The organism is Amycolatopsis iheyensis (assembly GCF_024703995.1).
GTDB lineage: Bacteria > Actinomycetota > Actinomycetes > Mycobacteriales > Pseudonocardiaceae > Amycolatopsis > Amycolatopsis iheyensis.
Genome location: NZ_JAMXQV010000023.1, coordinates 118,282 through 135,213 on the forward strand (window position 1 = coordinate 118,282; position 16,932 = coordinate 135,213).

Annotated in this window: 22 protein-coding genes; 12 read left to right on the forward strand and 10 right to left on the reverse strand. The window is 71.2% G+C overall.

The genetic code is table 11. The annotated features are described in order from the left end of the window. Positions 1 to 3: 3 nt before the first annotated feature. The 4 genes from M8542_RS35725 to M8542_RS35740 all read left to right on the forward strand — a co-directional run bounded on the left by M8542_RS35725 (position 4) and on the right by M8542_RS35740 (position 3,288). Positions 4 to 576: a DUF3558 domain-containing protein gene (locus M8542_RS35725; RefSeq protein WP_257924742.1), complete on the forward strand. Its 573-nt coding sequence runs from the start codon at positions 4 to 6 to the stop codon at positions 574 to 576. Between the two features lie 69 nt (positions 577 to 645). Next, positions 646 to 1,761 (forward strand): phytase, encoded by a 1,116-nt coding sequence (locus tag M8542_RS35730; RefSeq protein WP_257924743.1) that lies wholly within the window; start codon positions 646 to 648, stop codon positions 1,759 to 1,761. A 70-nt stretch (positions 1,762 to 1,831) separates the two neighbouring features. Next, the gene (locus tag M8542_RS35735; protein ID WP_257924744.1) at positions 1,832 to 2,329 is read left to right on the forward strand and encodes an RNA polymerase sigma factor; all 498 of its coding nucleotides are present in this window, start codon (positions 1,832 to 1,834) and stop codon (positions 2,327 to 2,329) included. Beyond that, entirely contained in the window at positions 2,326 to 3,288 is a 963-nt protein-coding gene (locus M8542_RS35740) for a hypothetical protein (protein WP_257924745.1), read from the forward strand. Before M8542_RS35735 ends, M8542_RS35740 begins: the two co-directional genes overlap by 4 nt. Here the strand turns inward: M8542_RS35740 and M8542_RS35745 are convergent. After that, the gene (locus M8542_RS35745) at positions 3,278 to 4,225 is read right to left on the reverse strand and encodes a hypothetical protein (RefSeq protein ID WP_257924746.1); all 948 of its coding nucleotides are present in this window, start codon (positions 4,223 to 4,225) and stop codon (positions 3,278 to 3,280) included. The genes M8542_RS35740 and M8542_RS35745 overlap by 11 nt on opposite strands. A 145-nt stretch (positions 4,226 to 4,370) precedes the next feature. On the opposite strand from M8542_RS35745, the gene M8542_RS35750 reads away from it, so the two are divergent. The 3 genes from M8542_RS35750 to M8542_RS35760 are packed head-to-tail and all read left to right on the forward strand — an operon-like array spanning position 4,371 to position 6,215. Next, on the forward strand, positions 4,371 to 5,084 hold the full coding sequence (locus tag M8542_RS35750) for an ABC transporter ATP-binding protein (protein ID WP_257924747.1): 714 nt from the start codon (positions 4,371 to 4,373) through the stop codon (positions 5,082 to 5,084). After that, on the forward strand, positions 5,081 to 5,815 hold the full coding sequence (locus M8542_RS35755; protein ID WP_257924748.1) for an ABC transporter permease: 735 nt from the start codon (positions 5,081 to 5,083) through the stop codon (positions 5,813 to 5,815). The genes M8542_RS35750 and M8542_RS35755 overlap by 4 nt, the downstream gene beginning before the upstream one ends. A 13-nt stretch (positions 5,816 to 5,828) precedes the next feature. Further along, entirely contained in the window at positions 5,829 to 6,215 is a 387-nt protein-coding gene (locus tag M8542_RS35760; RefSeq protein ID WP_257924749.1) for a PPOX class F420-dependent oxidoreductase, read from the forward strand. Here the strand turns inward: M8542_RS35760 and M8542_RS35765 are convergent. The 6 genes from M8542_RS35765 to M8542_RS35790 all read right to left on the reverse strand — a co-directional run bounded on the left by M8542_RS35765 (position 6,199) and on the right by M8542_RS35790 (position 11,645). Continuing rightward, complete coding sequence (locus M8542_RS35765; protein ID WP_257924750.1) at positions 6,199 to 6,675, reverse strand: GNAT family N-acetyltransferase; 477 nt, start codon at positions 6,673 to 6,675, stop codon at positions 6,199 to 6,201. The genes M8542_RS35760 and M8542_RS35765 overlap by 17 nt on opposite strands. 49 nt (positions 6,676 to 6,724) lie before the next feature. Then, entirely contained in the window at positions 6,725 to 7,066 is a 342-nt protein-coding gene (locus M8542_RS35770) for a DUF1330 domain-containing protein (protein WP_257924751.1), read from the reverse strand. A gap of 78 nt (positions 7,067 to 7,144) precedes the next feature. Beyond that, on the reverse strand, positions 7,145 to 9,337 hold the full coding sequence (locus M8542_RS35775; protein WP_257924752.1) for a hypothetical protein: 2,193 nt from the start codon (positions 9,335 to 9,337) through the stop codon (positions 7,145 to 7,147). Between the two features lie 30 nt (positions 9,338 to 9,367). Continuing rightward, positions 9,368 to 10,105: a bifunctional 1-(5-phosphoribosyl)-5-((5-phosphoribosylamino)methylideneamino)imidazole-4-carboxamide isomerase/phosphoribosylanthranilate isomerase PriA gene (priA, locus tag M8542_RS35780; RefSeq protein WP_257924753.1), complete on the reverse strand. Its 738-nt coding sequence runs from the start codon at positions 10,103 to 10,105 to the stop codon at positions 9,368 to 9,370. 35 nt (positions 10,106 to 10,140) lie between these two features. Next, positions 10,141 to 10,758 carry an imidazole glycerol phosphate synthase subunit HisH gene (gene hisH, locus M8542_RS35785; RefSeq protein ID WP_257924801.1) on the reverse strand — a complete coding sequence of 206 codons (618 nt, stop codon included), beginning with the start codon at positions 10,756 to 10,758 and terminating at the stop codon, positions 10,141 to 10,143. Between the two features lie 32 nt (positions 10,759 to 10,790). Continuing rightward, positions 10,791 to 11,645, reverse strand: a complete 855-nt coding sequence (locus M8542_RS35790) for a hypothetical protein (protein WP_257924754.1) — start codon at positions 11,643 to 11,645, stop codon at positions 10,791 to 10,793. A gap of 170 nt (positions 11,646 to 11,815) precedes the next feature. On the opposite strand from M8542_RS35790, the gene M8542_RS35795 reads away from it, so the two are divergent. Genes M8542_RS35795 through M8542_RS35805 form a run of 3 tightly spaced genes read left to right on the forward strand, consistent with a single transcriptional unit; the run spans position 11,816 to position 13,779 of the window. Next, positions 11,816 to 11,992 (forward strand): hypothetical protein, encoded by a 177-nt coding sequence (locus M8542_RS35795; protein WP_257924755.1) that lies wholly within the window; start codon positions 11,816 to 11,818, stop codon positions 11,990 to 11,992. A gap of 48 nt (positions 11,993 to 12,040) precedes the next feature. Beyond that, the gene (locus M8542_RS35800) at positions 12,041 to 13,213 is read left to right on the forward strand and encodes an acyl-CoA dehydrogenase family protein (RefSeq protein ID WP_257924756.1); all 1,173 of its coding nucleotides are present in this window, start codon (positions 12,041 to 12,043) and stop codon (positions 13,211 to 13,213) included. A gap of 38 nt (positions 13,214 to 13,251) precedes the next feature. Then, on the forward strand, positions 13,252 to 13,779 hold the full coding sequence (locus M8542_RS35805) for an NIPSNAP family protein (RefSeq protein WP_257924757.1): 528 nt from the start codon (positions 13,252 to 13,254) through the stop codon (positions 13,777 to 13,779). On the opposite strand, the gene M8542_RS35810 is transcribed toward M8542_RS35805, so the two are convergent. From M8542_RS35810 to M8542_RS35820, 3 genes are read right to left on the reverse strand one after another with little or no spacing between them, the layout of a single operon-like run. Further along, positions 13,765 to 14,187, reverse strand: coding sequence for an NUDIX hydrolase (locus tag M8542_RS35810; RefSeq protein ID WP_257924758.1), 423 nt, complete (start codon positions 14,185 to 14,187; stop codon positions 13,765 to 13,767). The genes M8542_RS35805 and M8542_RS35810 overlap by 15 nt on opposite strands. Before the next feature lie 10 nt (positions 14,188 to 14,197). Next, a complete protein-coding gene (locus tag M8542_RS35815; protein WP_443642672.1) occupies positions 14,198 to 15,088 on the reverse strand; it encodes a transketolase family protein in 891 nt (296 codons plus the stop codon). Between the two features lie 7 nt (positions 15,089 to 15,095). Next, positions 15,096 to 15,788: a thiamine pyrophosphate-binding protein gene (locus M8542_RS35820; protein WP_257924760.1), complete on the reverse strand. Its 693-nt coding sequence runs from the start codon at positions 15,786 to 15,788 to the stop codon at positions 15,096 to 15,098. A 53-nt stretch (positions 15,789 to 15,841) separates the two neighbouring features. Here M8542_RS35820 and soxR point away from each other — a divergent pair, with 53 nt between their 5' ends. Continuing rightward, positions 15,842 to 16,303: a redox-sensitive transcriptional activator SoxR gene (gene soxR, locus M8542_RS35825; RefSeq protein WP_257924761.1), complete on the forward strand. Its 462-nt coding sequence runs from the start codon at positions 15,842 to 15,844 to the stop codon at positions 16,301 to 16,303. A gap of 33 nt (positions 16,304 to 16,336) precedes the next feature. Beyond that, positions 16,337 to 16,870, forward strand: coding sequence for an RNA 2'-phosphotransferase (locus M8542_RS35830; RefSeq protein WP_257924762.1), 534 nt, complete (start codon positions 16,337 to 16,339; stop codon positions 16,868 to 16,870). Positions 16,871 to 16,932: the final 62 nt, after the last annotated feature.

Sequence of the window (16,932 nt, forward strand, 5' to 3'; positions counted from 1 at the left end):
CTCATGGTGCTTACCGCATGTTCGCCCTCGGTCTCCGGCAAGGCTCTACCGGCTTCCACCCCACCCTCGGCCGACGGCGGGCAAGTCCCCGGCCCCGGTGTCCCGAAGGTCGAGGTTCCGCTCGACACCGAAGCCTTCAAGTCCGCGCCGTGCACCGCACTGTCACAGGACCAGGTGACCGAACTGTTCGGCTACCCGGTGGCACCCAAGCCAGACCCCACGGGCCCGGGCGGTCCTGGATGCGACTGGGACACGGTCGACGGCTCCCGCGCGAGTGCGCACGTTCTCTTCACGACCGTCGACGACCTCGGGCTGACCAGCGTGTACCGCGCCCAAGGAAAGGCGTACAAGTTCTTCCAGCCGTTGGCAGCGATCGAGGGCTACCCCGTGGTCGCCTATGGGACTTCCGACGCCCGTTCGACCGGCCGCTGTTCGGTGGCGCTGGGGACGACCGACCACTCGACCGTGGACATCACGATCTTCCAGACGAAGGAGAAGATCGGCAAAACCGATCCGTGCGAGGTAGCCCACGCAGTGGCAGAGAAGGTCCTCGCTTCCCTGAAATCAGGGCGCTGATGGCACCCGCCGTTCACACCAAGGACACCCGATTCGTCTAGTTTGCGCCGCGTGCGCAGACTCCTCCCCGTGGCCGCAGCCGCCCTCGTCCTGTTGACCGCCTCCCCCGCCCACGCAAGCGCGAAGGATCCCTCCCCCGTCCTCCAGACCCAGACCTTCGCCGAGCCCGCCGACGCCGACGACCCCGCGATCTGGGTGCACCCCCGCGATCCCGGACGCAGCATCGTGCTCGGCACGCTCAAGGAGGGCGGCCTCGCCGCGTTCGACCTGAACGCGCGGACCCTGCAGATCGTCCCCGCCGGGCCCGGCGGCCGGTTCAACAACGTCGACGTCGTCGGTGACCTGGCCGTTGTGAGCGATCGTGGGCAGGACCGGGTCCGCGTCTACCGGATCGACCCGGCCCACACGCCCGTGCTGCGGGACGTCACCGACCCCGCCGCCGGCCGGGTGTTCCCGGAGTCCGATGTGGACGAACAGCGCACCGCCTACGGCCTCGCCGCCGGCCGGGATCCGAAGACCGGGACGCGGTGGGTGGCCGTCACCCGCCGCCACGAGACGCGCGTCGCGCTGCTCCAGCTCGTCGACCGGCCCGGCGGCATGGTCGGCACCGCGCCGCTCGCCACCATCGACCTGCCTTCGTCGTTCCGGCTGCCGGACGGCACGACCTGGTCGCCGTGCGAGGAGCCGGGCGAGGGCCCGCAGCTGGAAGGGTCCGTGCTCGACGGCGGCGTGCTCTACACCGCCCAGGAAGACGTCGGGATCTGGCGGATCCCGGTCTCGACCCGCGGCTTCGGGCGGCCCGAGCTGCTCGACCGCGTGCGCTCCTACGGCGTCCCCGCGCGCTGGGACGCGGCCACCGAGGAGTGCGTCGCCGATGGTCCGGACCCCGGCTTCGGCGGCAAGTGGCTCGAGGCCGACGCCGAAGGCCTGGCCCTCGCCCACGGCAAGCTGTTCGCCTCCAGCCAGGGCGACTCGCGGTTCGTCGTCTACGGCCCGCGGACGCGCGACCTGCGGATCGTCGCGGGCCGGGGCACGGACTCGGTCGAGCACTCGGACGGCTCGGCGATCAGCACCGCCTACCTGGGCCGCCGGTTCCCGCACGGCCTCCTGGTGGTCCACGACGGCGAGCGCGACCCGGGCACGGGCTTCGCGTTCGTGCGCCTTGAGGACGTCATCCCGCGCTGAGCCGCCCGGCACCCGAAAAAAAGATCACGCCCGCATGCATCAGCCCGGGCCCCTCGCGCGTCCATGGAGCGTGGGTTTCGAAGACTTCGTGGCGGAGCGGCTGGACGGGCTGCTGCGTTATGCCACCGTCCTGACGAACGACCCGCACCTGGCGCAGGACATCGTCCAGGACGTGCTGCTGCGCGCCCAGCAGCGGTGGGCCACGATCGCCGCGCCGCCGACCTACGTGCGGCGGATGGTCACCAACGAGTACCTGTCGTGGCGGCGGCGGGCGGTCCGCCGGATGGTGCCGAGCAGCCACGACGTCCTCGACGCGCTCGGTCCGCCCGAAGCCGACCCGGCCACCGCCTACGACGAGCGGGACGCCATGCTCGGCCTGCTGGAGACCCTGCCCCGCAAGCAACGCGCGGCGGTCGTGCTCCGCTACTACGAGAGCTACTCCGACGAGGAGATCGCCGCCGTCCTGCGCTGCGGCGTCTCCACCGTGCGCAGCCAGATCTCCCGCGCCCTCGCCACGCTGCGGACCGTCCCGCGTGCCGACGTCCTCACCACCGGAGACCACGGATGACCCGCAGCGAGCACGAGACCGAGACGCTGATCCGGGAGAGCCTCGACCGCCTCGCCGCCCGCGCCCCCGACGGCCGGGCGGTCCGCGAAGCGCTCGCGAGGCGCGAACGCCGCCCGGCGGGCCGGCTCGCGCTGGTCGCCGCGGCGGTGGTCGTGCTGGTCGCCGGGGTCTTCGTCGGCACCCAGGTGGTCACCTCGACCGACCTGGAACCCGCCGCCGGGCGCCCGGTGCTCGGCTACAGCCCGGACTGGCTGCCGGACGGCTTCACCGAGCAGTACCGCGAAGGCGGCCCCGGCACGACACCGCAGGTCCGGCGGTGGTTCGCCGGGCCGGCCGCGATCACGCTCTCGGCGTACTCCACCGACGACCCCGAGTGGTCGCGGACGGCGCTGCGGATCGCGTCGGTCAAGGACCAGGTTGTGGTGCACGGCCGCGTCGCGATGGTCACCGGCGACACCGGCGGGGCGGCCTTGCTCACCTGGCTCTTCGACGCCGGCCACGTGCTGACCGCCCAGGTCGACGGCGTGCCCGACGCCCGCGCCGTCGCCCAGCGGGTCGCCGAGAACGTCACCGCCGAACCGGTCGGCGTCCACGGCGAGCTGCGTTTCGGCCCGCTCCCGGCCGGGCTGGCCGAACGCTCGGCCGCGGTGCAGGGCACCCGCCCGGACGACGCGAGCACCGAGCTGACCGCGACCGGCCCGGCGGGCCCGGTCCGGGCCGTGGCGAGCACGGGTTCGCCCGGCGTGAACGGCGCCGCGCCTATCACCGTGCGCGGCGGCCAAGGGTTCTTCGTGGCGGCGAAGAACGGCGAGGCGGCGATGGTCGCGGTCAAGCTGCCGTCCGGGCGGTGGCTGACGGTGTCGGGCGCGCGCCCGGAGACCGAGCTGGTCGCCGTCGCGGACGGCGTCCGGCTCGACCCCGCCCCGGACTACCGGTGGCTCGGCCGGGCTACCAGCTGACCATCGGGAACCAGATGATCCCGAGCCGGCCGAGCACTCGGATGTCCCAGTACAGCACCGTGAACGTGCCGCCGACGAGCAGTGCCGCCCCGGTGACCGTGGCGACGCGGGCGGGCTTCGCGGCCAGCCAACGCTGGACGCGCCCGCCGGTGGCGTGCGTCAGGAGCAGGAACAGCACCGCCATGACGACGATGTTGCCGAGCGACTGCAGGGCGAACGCGGCCGCACCGTAGACGACGTTGTGCTGCTCGGCGGCGCTGCGGAACATGACGCGGAACAACGGGTACGGCCGGCCGATGAGGAAGCCGCCGATGAGCGCGCCCATCAGGACCAGCGGCGCGACCGGGTGGCGGGCGACGAACCCGGCGAACGGGTTGGGCACGATGCCGAGCGCGATCAGGCCCATGACCAGGAACACGATGCCGACGACGCCGAAGGCGACCATGGACTGGATGCTGCGCGGGGTGAGGCCGCTGCCGGTCGCGGTGGAGAACTGCGGCATCCGCGTGCCGACGAGCGCGACGACCACGCCGTAACCGATCGACACGGTGAGCATGCCGGCGGCGATCCAGCCGAGCGGCTTGAGCGTGGTGGCGAAGCGCCGCTTCTCGTTCGCCTGGCCGCTGACCAGCGGGGCGACCGCGCCGAAGGCGGCGATGTTGCAGGCGGTGAACGAGCCCGCGAGCCCGGAGACGAAGGCGAACAACGTCCCGGCGAGGACCCCGCTGATCGGGGTCGCTTTCGCGTCGTGGCCGAGGATTCCGTTCGCGACGCTGTCGCCGATCACCGAGTCGACGAACGGCGCCGACCACAGCGCGGTGAGCGCGAAGCCCGCCAGGATCGCGACGAGCGCGACCACGGTGCGCCGCGCGGGGTAGGGCCCCGCGCCGAAGAAACGCGCTTGCGGGTGAACCGGTACTGCCTGCGTGACGGCCATCGACCTGCCCTCCGGTGCATGGGTGGAGCCCAACCCGAAAATCGTCGCAAACCAAGAGGTTGACGCGCTTCTGCCGACGTGCGGGATCCGGTTCCGCCGGCTGCCCCCTTGACGGCCGCTTCTCATCGCGCGCAGAATTAAACACATGACTAATTCTGCGCTGGCGGTCACCGGCCTGCGGGTCCGGCGCGGTGGCCGGGTGGTCGTGCGCGACGTGAGCTTCGAGGTGCCCCGCGGCGCCGTCACCGGGCTGCTCGGCCCGAGTGGCTGCGGCAAGACGACGTTGCTGCGCACGGTCGTCGGCGTGCAGATCGTCGAAGGCGGCACGGTCACCGTGCTCGGGCTGCCGGCCGGCAGCCCGCCACTGCGGCGGCGGATCGGCTACGCCACGCAGAACCCGGCGATCTACGCGGACCTGACCGTCCGGGAGGCCCTGCGGTACTTCGCCGCGGTGCTGCGCGCCCCGGCGTCCGATGTGGACCGGGTGATCGCCGAAGTCGGCCTGGCCGACCACGCCGGCAAGCTCGTCGGCTCGCTGTCCGGTGGGCAGCACAACCGGGCGAACCTCGCCGTCGCGCTGCTGGGGAAGCCGGAGCTGCTGGTGCTCGACGAGCCGACCGTCGGGCTCGACCCGGTGCTGCGCGACGAGCTGTGGGCGTTGTTCCGCCGGCTCGCCGACGCGGGCGCGACGCTGCTGGTCTCCAGCCACGTCATGGACGAGGCGGCGCGCTGCGACCGCCTCCTGCTGATGCGCGAAGGCGTCCTGCTGGCCGACGACGCGCCCTTGGCCCTGCGCGAGCGCACCGGCGCCGCGGACCTCGAAGGGGCCTTCCTGCACCTGGTGAGGACCGCATCGTGAACCCGGCACTGACGCTCGCCACCACGCGGCGCATCCTGACGCAGCTGCGGCACGACCCGCGCACCGTCGTGATGCTGGTCCTGGTGCCGACGCTGCTGATGATCCTGCTGCGGTACGTCTTCAACTCGACGCTGGTGTTCAGCCACATCGCGCCCGCGCTGCTCGGCGTGTTCCCGTTCCTGATCATGTTCCTGATCGCGTCGATCACGACGTTGCGGGAGCGCACCACGGCGACCCTCGAACGGCTGATGACGCTCCCGATCGGCCGGCTCGACCTGCTCTTCGGCTACGCGCTGGCGTTCGGCGCGATCGCCGTCGTGCAGGTCGCGCTGGCGGCGGGGGTGTCGCTGTGGTGGCTCGGGCTCGACCTCGCCGGTTCGGTCGGCATGCTGCTGGTGATCGCGGTGCTGGACGCGCTGCTGGGCATGGCGCTCGGGCTGTTCGTCAGCGCGTTCGCGCGCACCGAGTTCCAGGCCATCCAGTTCATGCCGGTGTTCGTGCTACCGCAGATCCTGCTGTGCGGGCTGTTCGTGCCGCGTGACGACATGGGCTGGCTGCTGCGGTGGCTGTCGGACGTGATGCCGCTGTCGTACGCGGTCGAGGCGCTGACCCGCGTGACGGCGTCGTCGACGGTGGACGCGGTGATCCTGCGCAACCTCGTGGTGGTGGCGTGCTGCGCGCTGCTGGCGCTGGTGCTCGGCGCGGCGACGCTGCGGCGGCGGACGCCCTGACTACCGTGGGGCCATGGCATCCGAAACGGACCGGCTCGCGGCCGAGCGCTACGTCGTCCTGACCACGTTCCGCCGAGACGGGCGTGCGGTGCCGACCCCGATCTGGGTGGCCGGCGATGGCGGCGAGCTCGTGCTGTGGTCGGAGCGGAAGGCGGGCAAGGTCAAGCGCATCCGCAACAGCGGCCGCGTCGAGGTCCAGGCGTGCGACCTGCGTGGGCAGAAAACGCACGGCGCGGTGGTCGGCGGCCAGGCGAGGCTGCTGGACCTGGCCGAGACCGAGCGCGTGCGGAAGGCGATCGCACGCAAGTACGGCATCGTCGGGCGCGTGACGATGTTCTTCTCGAAGCTGCGCGGCCCGGCCGACCGCACGGTGGGGATCGCGGTCAAGCTGGACGACTGAAGGCCCGGAAGCCGCGCCGGAGGTAGTTCGGCAGCGCGTTCGGGTGATCGAGCGTCGAGGTGTGCAGCCAGACGCGCCGGGTCCCGGGCACGGCCCACGCGTCGGCGACGACGAGGGTGAGCGCGTACCCGCCGAGTCCTTTCCCGACGAACTCGGGCAACAGGCCGAAGGTGGTGATCTCGACGCTGTTGCCGGGCTGCGCCTCGAAGTCCGCGGCGCCGGCGACCTCGCCGCGGTATTCGACGAGCCGGTACCGGCGTTCCGGTTCGGCGAGCCAGGTTTCCCAGGCGTCGTCCGTGCGGGCGGCGCTCGGCCAGGCGTAGGGCGTCCCGATCCGCACGTGCAGGTCTTGGATGTCCGGCCCCGGCTCGGTGGCCTCGAGGCTGACGCCGTCGACGACGGGCGCGGGGTTGAACTGCCCGACGGTGGTCATCTCGAGCTGGGTGACGATCTCCTCCACCCGCGGCAACCTAGGGGAAGCGGGCGGTCGCTGTCAGCCGCTTTTCGGCCTACGCGGCGGCGCGCAACACGGCGGCGAGCGCGGCGGAGTCGTGGTCGGGCCCGCAGCCGTCGACGAGCACCAGGTCACCCGGGATGTGGTCGGCCCGCATCCGCAGGATTTCCCGGTAGGCGGCCGAGTCGTACCACTCGCGCGCGGCGTCCAGGCTGGGGAACTCGATGACGACGAGCGTGCCGGGCCACTCCCCTTCCATGACCTCGACGGGCGAGCCGTGCACGACGAACTTGCCGCCGTACGGGTCGAGCGTCGCCTGGATGCGTTCCAGGTACCGGAAGACTTCCTCGTGGAGCGTGTCGGCGGGACGCAGGTGGGCGAGTCCGTAGGCGGTCATCGGGGTTCCTTTCGCTGCTGGTGAAAGGAATGCTGCCTTGAGGGGTGCTCGGCGTCGATTACGCGGGAGGTAATGCTCTCACGTAGTTTTGCGGACCGCGCCGGTGAACCCGGCGATGAACAGCGTGGCGAACGCCCACGCGAAGACCTTCAGCACCCAGCCGGCGATCGTCAACGCCGTGCCGATCGCGCTCTCGGTCGGCTCACACCTCGCCCTGGCTGAGGAGGTGGTCAACGGCGTGCCGACGTCCAAGCCGACCGCGACCCGGTCGATCACGGCGCACTGCTCGATCGGCGCTGTCGGCACGCTGCGCACCTTCGCCAAGCCACCGAGACCACCGAGGACTGCTGCGGCGACCACCGCGACCAGCAGCGTCGCGAAGAGGGCGACGAGGGCGCGCCACGGCTGGTACCCGTAGCCGAGCACCGCTCCGGTCAGCTTCACCCAGGCACGCTCGGACGTACTGGTCAGCGCGTTCTTGGCGAGCTGGTCGCGGCGCTGGGCCATCAACGCCTTGCGCACCCCGCCGTCGTTGCCCGCGGTCTTTTCGGCCGCCGCCAAGTGCTGGTAGGCCTGGGCCGAGTAGTGCGGAGTCCCGGTGCTCAGCAAGGCCAGCCATTCGGCGCTCGTCACGCCCTGCGGCAGGCCGGCGAACGTGAGCCCGTCGACCTGCATGCGCTTGCTCGGCGACTGTTTGTGGGTGATGCGGTCAGGCTTGAGCAGTAAGGTGCCGGCCACCGAGGCCCGCTCCAGGTCGAGGGCGACGGGGTCACCGCCACCGGTGATCGTGGCGTCGATCTCGACCGACTCCCCCACAACGGCCTGGTTCAGGCTCAGCCCGCACCCAGTCCGGTTGCGGATCGGAACATGCTGGATCCTCACGTTTCCGGCGACCCGGACGCTCGTCAGGTCCACGGCACCGCCCCGACCCGATCCCGTGCATTCGGCGCTCGGACCGAAGATCTCCAACGTGCGCCCCAGTTGTGCGAGCGCGACGACCAATGCGGGCCCCGAAGGATTCCACAACCGCGCGCTGACGACCGAAAGCAACCCGCCGATCTTGGCCCCGACGAGGGAGACCGCGCCCCTGGCGCCGGACCCGGAGGCCGTGAAGCCGTCCATCAGAAGGACGTGTCCGGCGACCGCGAAGTAGTTCGCGTAGAGCGCAGGCCCTCCGGAGTTCTTCAGCTCCGCGCCGGCGCACTCGACTGCTTCGCCGATGGTCGCACCGAACAGCGAGACGGCGCCGAACTCGTGGTCTCCCTCGATGACCACCTTCCGCAGCAGAACCGACTGGGAAACCGAAGCGTTGGAGACATCCAGCGCCACCCCGCCGCGGCCGACGATCTTGCTGCCTTCGCAGTTCAACAGCCCGTCGACGCGAGCCCGGGACAGGTCGACCGTCGCACCCTTCGCACCGTGCGCGACGAACTCTTTGTTGATCAGGACCTGCCCCCGCACGTGAGCGGCGTGGGCCATGATGGCGGGTCCGGCAGTGTTGCGCACTGTCGCGCCGGGGCATTCCAGCGTGGACAGGTCAGCCCGCTGGAGGCAAATCGCTCCACGCCGCCCGACTCCTTCAGCAATGAACCCCCACCGCAGCAACGCGGGCCGTTCGACGACAGCCAGCTCCAGATCCAAGGCAGCGCCGAGATCGTTGCGGATGACGGCACCCGATCCCTCGAGCGAGCCGCGGATGTGCGCGCCGTAAAGGGAGATCGCAGCACGGGAGCTGGACGCTTCGAACTTGCCTTCCCGCAGGTCGACCGTGCCGGAGACCGCCATCGACTGCCCGTCGAAGGCCAGACTCGACCTGCTCGTCACCGTCGCCTTGGCCAAGACGACAGCACCGTCGATGCGCGCCTCCCGCAAGTAACACGCGGCTGCCCCATCCGACACGATCGTCGCGCCTCGCAGAACCAGGTTCGGGGTGCTCAGCTGCCTCCCGTTGAGTGCGAAATCGGATTCGCTTTCGATCCGGCAGTCGGCCAGCCGCATCGGCCCCAGATCGGCGTACCGAGCATCGATGCCTTCGGCCAGCAGACAAGCCGTCAGCCGGATGGCGACCGTGCTCCGCACGTTCATCAGGTCCAGCCGGCCCTCGATGCGCGCACCGGTGAGGTCGATCCCGTGCGGATCCGGCTCCGGCGCGAGCGTGCCGATCAGGATCTGCCGGATGACCGAGGCCCGGACGGTCCGCTCACCCGCGAGGTCCAGGGGCTCGCCTCGCTCGACGCACTCGACGAGGGCACGTTCCACATCCGTCAACACCGGTGAAGGTCACCACCGGCATGCGCGGCGTTACGCGCGAGACACCGCGGCCAGCGCCGCCGGCAGCGTGAACGCCCCGGCGTACAGCGCCTTCCCGACGATCGACCCCTCGACCCCATCGGCTTCCAGCCCGGCCAGCGCGACCAGATCGTCCACACTGGACACCCCGCCGGACGCGATCACCGGCGCGTCGGTCCGCGCGACGACGTCCCGCAGCAGCTCCAGGTTGGGTCCGCGCAACGTGCCGTCCTTGCTCACGTCCGTGACCACGTACCGGGACGCGCCGTCGCGGTCCAAGCGCTCCAGGACGTCCCACAGGTCGCCGCCGTCGGAAGTCCAGCCGCGGGCCGAGAGGCGGTGGCCCGCCTCGGTGATCCGGACGTCCAGGCCGATCGCCACGCGGTCGCCGTACTCGCCGATCACGCGCGCCGTCCACTCCGGATCCTCGAGCGCGGCCGTGCCGAGGTTGACGCGGCGGGCGCCGGTGGCCAGCGCGGCCGTCAGCGACGCGTCGTCGCGGATGCCGCCGGACAGCTCGACCTGGACGTCGAGCTTGCCGACGACCTCGGCGAGCAGCTCGCGGTTGCTGCCCTTGCCGAACGCGGCGTCGAGGTCGACCAGGTGGATCCACTCGGCGCCGTCGCGCTGCCAGGCGAACGCCGCCTCCAGCGGGCTGCCATAGGAGGTCTCGGTGCCGGCCTCGCCCTGGACGAGTCGCACGGCCTGGCCATCGGCCACATCAACGGCGGGAAGCAGCGTGAAAGTCACGCGCTAACTCTAAAGCGGAGACCCCGGTCACCCGGTCAGAGGGTGGCGAGCCAGTTCTTCAGCAGCTTCGCACCCGCGTCGCCGGACTTCTCCGGGTGGAACTGGGTGGCCCAGAGCGGCCCGTTCTCGACCGCCGCGACGAAGTCCTCGCCGTGCTCGGCCCAGGTGACCTTCGGCTCCTGGCCGATGCCCGATTCCAGCTCCCACTTGCGCGCGGCGTAGGAGTGCACGAAGTAGAACCGCTCGTCCGGGTCGAGCCCGGCGAACAGCTGCGAGTCCGCGGGCGCGCGCACGGTGTTCCAGCCCATGTGCGGCAGGACGTCGGCGTTGAGCCGGTCGACGACGCCCGGCCACTCTCCCGTGCCCTCGGTCTCCTCGCCGTGCTCGACGCCGCGGGAGAAGAGGATCTGCATGCCGACGCAGATGCCGAGCACCGGACGGCCGCCGGCGAGGCGCTTGCCGATGATCCGGTGGCCCTTGACCTCCAGGAGCCCGGCCATGCACGCCGAGTACGCGCCGACGCCGGGCACGAGCAGGCCGTCGGCCTCGAGCGCGGCGTGCGGGTCGGCGGTGACCTCGACTTCGGCCCCGGCGCGCGCCACGGCGCGTTCGGCGGAGCGGAGGTTGCCGGAACCGTAGTCGAGGATCACCACACGAGACACGCCACCCAGCGTAGCCGTCGCCCTCAGCGGCGCTCGAACGAATAGACGTCCGTCACGGTGTTGCACGGCGCCGGCGGCACGACCTCGACCCGCAGCACTCCTGCGTCGTAGTCGACGCCCTCGGGCGTGAACGTGCCGGTGCAGGTGCTGACCAGCGGGACCTGGCCGATTTCCCGGACCTTCGCGGTGACGTCGTGGCCGTTGAGCGGCCGGGGCAGGTCGATCTGCAGGAGCTGCAGGTTCGTCGGGTACAAGTCGTTATACGGGTCGCTGGTCGCGCAGACCAGCCGGGTCGAGGTGACGAAGTCGCAGCCCTGGGCGCTGCGGATGTGGTGGTCGAGGTGGATGCGGGCGGCGACCGGCAGGTCGCCGGCGGTCCTGGGGCCGCGGGGGTTGAGGAACGGCGTCGCGGAGACGTAGAGGCGGTCGATCTCGCCGAGCGGGCCGGAGACGAGCCACTGGCCGTCCGGGGTGGCCGCGACCTGGGCGTTGGCGTTCGCGGCGGGCTCGTCGGCCTGCAGGGGGTGGACGAACTCGGTCGTGGTGCCGTCGGGCTTGGTGACCAGGTACATCTTCGTTGTCGGCGTCGGCGTGACGGTGTGCTGGTAGACGTCGAAGAGGTAGCCGCGCAGCGAGTCCGGGTCGCCGACGTGGCCCCAGCCCTCGTCCTTGAGCGGCTGCGGGATGGTGGCGCCGTTGCGGTAGACGGTCTCGGGGGCGTGGCCGGGCAGGCGGAGGGTCGTGATGCCTTCGCCGCTGACCCGGTTCTCGGCGGTCGTGTGGCCGACCTGACGCCACTGCGGCTCGTGCGCCGTGGCGACGCCGGTGGCCGTGAGCAGGGCGGCGGTGGTGAGGGCGAGCAGACTGGCCGCGCGCATGAGCGCTCCTCGGGAGTAGAGCCTGGGCGGCGGCGTCGCGATTCTGCCACGAGCGGGTGAGCCGCCGGAAGAATCTCGGCCGACGACGTTTCGTCGTCCCGCTCGCTGGGTACCAAGTCACCCGATCGTGTGGGTTCAGCCCCGCGCGACCGGACGCCAGGGAGGCGAACATGGGCGAGGACGATCTGCTGTCCGAGATGCTGCACGCCTGGCGCGACGACGTGGACAGCGTGCCGTTCCCGCAGTTCAGCGAGCTGTTGATCCCGCGCCAGCAGGTGCGGAAGCGGTGCACGCCGACCGCGTCTGCTGTCCGCGTGACGAACGCCACGCGGGGAACAGACGCCTGACTGTGGTTTCCTGCGGAGACCGCACCGACGCGTCCCCGGGAGCCCCTCATGAGCCGCACCCCTGATCCGCACGACTTCCTCGACCTCGACGCCGGGCTCGCCGAGGAGGAGCGCGCCATCCGCGACGCCGTCCGCGCGTACGCGAAGGACCACCTGCTGGAGCGGGTCGCCGACTGGTACGAAACGGGCGCGCTGCCCGCCGCCGAGCTCGCCAAGGGCTTCGGCTCGCTCGGGCTGCTCGGCATGCACCTGGAGGGCTACGGCTGCGCCGGCACCAGCGCGGTCGCGTACGGCATCGCGTGCCGTGAGCTCGAAGCCGTCGACTCCGGGCTGCGGAGCTTCGTCTCGGTGCAGGGCTCGCTGGCGATGTACGCGATCCACAAGTGGGGCAGCGAAGAGCAGCGGCAGGAGTGGCTGCCGCGGATGGCCACCGGTGACGCGCTGGGCTGCTTCGGGCTGACCGAGCCGGACGCGGGCAGCGACCCGGGCTCGATGCGGACACGCGCGGTGCGCGACGGGTCCGACTGGGTGCTCTCGGGCACGAAGATGTGGATCACCAACGGGACCGTCGCCGACGTCGCGGTCGTCTGGGCCCAGACCGACGACGGGATCCGCGGGTTCGTCGTGCCGACGTCGACGCCCGGGTTCACCGCCAACGAGGTCAAGCACAAGCTGTCGCTGCGGGCTTCGCTGACGGCGGAACTGGTGCTCGACGGCGTGCGGCTGCCGGCCTCGGCCGCGTTCCCCGACGTCCGCGGGCTGCGCGGGCCGCTGTCGTGCCTGAACGAAGCCCGGTACGGGATCTTGTTCGGCGTCGTCGGCGCGGCGCGCGCGTGCTACGAATCGGCGTTGGAGTACACCCTGGCGCGGGAACAGTTCGGCAAGCCGCTCGCCGGCTTCCAGCTGACCCAGCGGAAGCTGGCCGACCTGGTCGTCGAGGTGAACCGCGCGGGGCTGGTGGCGCTGCAGATCGGGCGGCTCAAGGACGCCGGTTCCCTGCACCACAACCAGGTCAGCTTCGGGAAGATGGCGAACGTGCGCTCGGCGATCTCCGTGGCGCGCGAAGCCCGCACGATGCTCGGCGCGAACGGGATTTCCCTGGAGTACCCGGTGATGCGGCACATGGCGAACCTCGAGACGGTGCTGACCTACGAAGGCACCGAGGAGATGCACGCGCTGTCACTCGGCCAGGCGGTGACGGGGCTGGCCGCGTTCCGCTGATCCGGTTTTTGTCGGTGGTGCCGGGTAGCTTCCCGGGCATGGACTTCTCTGCTTTCGAAACCGTGCTCGAACTGCGGCGCTACACCCTGCGCCCCGGCCGGCGCGATGAGCTGATCTCGTTGTTCGAGCGCGAGTTCGTCGAGCCGCAGGAAGCGGCCGGCGCGCACCTGTTCGGGCTGTTCCGGTCGCGGGCGTCACCGGACGAGTTCGTGTGGCTGCGGGGTTTCCGGTCCCTCGCCGACCGGAAGGCGGCGCTGGAAGCGTTCTACTTCGGCGAGGTGTGGCGGAAGTTCCGCGACGAGGCGAACGCGACGATGGTGGACTCGGACAACGTCCTGCTGCTGCGCCCGGTCCGGCGCGGATTGGCCGCGCCCCCACCGGGCGCCGGTCTGGACGTGACCTTCGGCGAGCCGCCGCCCTCGGCGTTCGCCGTGTTCGAGACCGAGCCGTCGCCGAACACCTTCCCGCAGCTGCCGGTGCGCGAAGACGGGCCGTTCACGGTGTCGTTCAGCCGTCCCGCCGGGGAGGTGAGCCTCGAAGCGACTTCGCGGTCACTGATCCGGTGAGAGCAGCTCGGTGAGCCCGGTGGGGTAGAGCGTCTTGCGCCCTTCGCGGAAGTCCGCGAGGTCGATCCAGTACGCGGTGTTCGGGTCGTCGATGATCTTCATTTCCTCTTGGGCGTAGAAGCCTTCCTCTGCGAAGGCGGCTTCGTAGAGGAAGACGATCTCGTGCCCCGGCCGGCCCTGCCAGGTGAAGACGTTCTCGAGCACGCCGAGCAGCCGGCCGACCGTCACTTCCGCGTCGAGCTCTTCGCGGAACTCGCGCCGGAGCGCGGCTTCGCTGCTTTCGCCGAACTCGATGCCGCCGCCGAGCGGCCGGTAGAAGACCTTGCCGGCGTCGACGGCTTCGAAGACGAGCAGTGCGTCGCCGCGCCGGATGACCCCGAGCGCGAGCGGACGGATCGCAGACCCCATGGCCCCCAAGCTACCGGGCCAGGAACTCCGCGATCGACGCCCGCAGGGTGCCCGCGTCGAGACCGTGGGCGAGGTCGTGGTCGGCGATCTCGCCGTAGGTCCGGATCTCGGTGTCCCGCCGGACACCGAGGGACTTCAGGCGGTGCGGCACGTCCGAGAGCGCTTCGGCGACCCAGTGCGCCGATGTGCCGGCCAGGTACGGCTCGACGAGGACGATGTCCGCCGTCGCGTCGAGGGCCGCGGCGCGCAGGCCCGCGGCGTCGAACGGGCGGATCGTCGAGGCGTAGAGCACCGTGACGTCCTGGCCGCCGGTCGCCCGCAGCACGCGGTCGAGCACCGGGCCGACGGCGACGACGACACCGCGCGAGCCGTGGCGCAGCCGCGTGAAGCCGACGCCGAGGTGGGATTCCGCGTTCTCCTGGGCCGAAAGGCGCAGGTAGACGCGGCCGTCGCCGGGGATGGACTCCAGCAGCAGCCGCCGGGCCTCCTCCGGGTGGCCCGGCACGTGGACCGTCCAGCCCGGCAGCGAGTCGATCAGCGCGACGTCGCCCGGCGACTGGTGGGTGCGCCCGGCCGTCGTCATGTCGTAGGAGGCGCCGTAGGACACCAGCACCCCGCCGACGTCCTGGTGCGAGAAGTCCAGCTTGATCTGCTCGAATCCGCGTTCCACCAGGAACGACGGGAAGGTGTGCACGATCGGCCGCAGCCCGGCGAGCGCCAGGCCGGCGCCGGTGCTGACCAGCAGCTGCTCGCGGATGCCGACGTTGATCACCCGGTCCGGGTGCCGCCGGGCGGCGCCGGCGAGCTGCGCGGCGGAGATGTCGGCCAGCACGACCGCGACGTCCGGGTCGGCGTCGAGGATCCGCTCGGTGGTGGCGAGGAACGTTTCCCGCATCGACAGCATGGGTTCAGCCCTTCGGTTCGACGACGGCGACCACGGCCAGCGGCCGGCCGGGGTGGGCGGTGGTGAAGGCGTCGTACAGCGCGTCGTGGTCGCGGCCGGACACCGTGCGGGTCTCCCAGCCCTCGACGTCGAAGCGGCGGGCGATGCCGCCGGGCCAGCCGCGCGTCGAGGACTGGTTGTCGATCACCACCGCGGTGAGGTTTTCGAGGCCGGCGCGGGCGGCGACGACGATGGCTTCGTGGTTCGAGCCCTCGTCCAGCTCGGCGTCGCCGACGAGCGTCACGACCTTCGGCTTTCCGAGGCCGCGGGCGCGCAGGCCGAGCGCGGTGCCGAGGGCGATCGGCAGGCCGTGGCCGAGGGAGCCGCTGGAGATCTCGACGCCGGGGACGCGCCGCCGGTCGGGGTGGTGGCCGAGCCGCGACACCGGGTCGGACCACGTCGGCAGCTCCGCCTCGGCGAGGAAGCCCTTCGCCGTCAGCACGGCGTAGTAAGCCATCGGACCGTGTCCTTTGGACAGCAGGAAGCGGTCGCGGCCGGGCTCGCGGAAGGTTTCGGGCGTGACGTCGAGCACGCGGTCGTACAGCACCCACAAGACGTCCACAGTGGACTCGGCGGCGGCGTGGTGCTTGTCGTCGCCCGTCATCAGCGAGATCAGTCGCGGCAGCTCGGCGTAGCCCGGTTCGGTCGCAGTGGTCATGTCTCCGACGATGCAACCTCGACTAAACTCGAAGTCAAGGATAGCCTGAGCTGGTGACGAGGCTCGCTGAACATCTCAGCATCGGACAGGTGGCGGAACGCAGCGGGGTGCCGCACACGGCGCTGCGGTTCTACGAGGAGAAAGGGCTGATCAGCTCGGAGCGTTCGGCGGGCAACCAGCGCCGCTACGCGCGCTCGGTGCTGCGGCGGATCGCGTTCATCCGCGCCGCGCAACGGGTCGGCCTCTCCCTGGAGGACATCAGCGCGTCGCTGGCGACACTCCCCGAGGACCACGCCCCGACAAAAGCGGACTGGGCTCGCCTGTCCCGAGACTGGCAACAGGAGCTGGACGCCCGGATCGACGCCCTGCAACGCCTCCGCGACCGCCTCACCGGCTGCGTCGGCTGCGGCTGCCTGTCACTACGCAGCTGCGCGCTCTACAACAACGACGACCAGCTGGCCCGCTTCGGCCCCGGCGCAAGCAAACTACGCCCAGCACTAGAGGGCGGCATCTAAATCGGTTGCCCGCCGGGGGACGCTGGGGAGGCAATGAACGAAAAAGAACTGACCCGCATCTCGAAGCGGATGTCACGGCACCTGCGTCACGACCCGGCCGCGATCGGCCTGACCCTCGCCCCCGGCGGCTGGGTCCCCGTCGACGCCCTCCTCGCCGCGTTGCGCATCACGCGCGAGCAGCTCGACGAGGTCGTCGAGACGAACAACAAGCGCCGCTTCGCCTTCGACGAATCCGGCACGCGCATCCGCGCCAGTCAGGGCCACAGCGTCACGGTCGACCTCGGCCTCCCGGACGCGACCCCACCGGACATCCTCTACCACGGCACGGTCCCGAAGTTCCTCGACGCGATCCTGCGCGAGGGCCTCCGCCCGATGAACCGCCACGCGGTCCACCTCTCCCCCACCACCGACACGGCCCGCGTCGTCGCCGCCCGCCGCGGCAAGCCGGTCATCCTCCGGATCGACGCCGCCGCGATGTCCGCCGCCGGCCACAGCTTCCAGGTGAGCGCCAACAACGTCTGGCTCACCGCCACCGTCCCCCCTGAGTTCCTCCACCGCCTCACCTGACCCGTGTCGTCCCCCCAATCACACGTGATGCCTCCCCAATCACGCGAGATCGGCTTCCAATC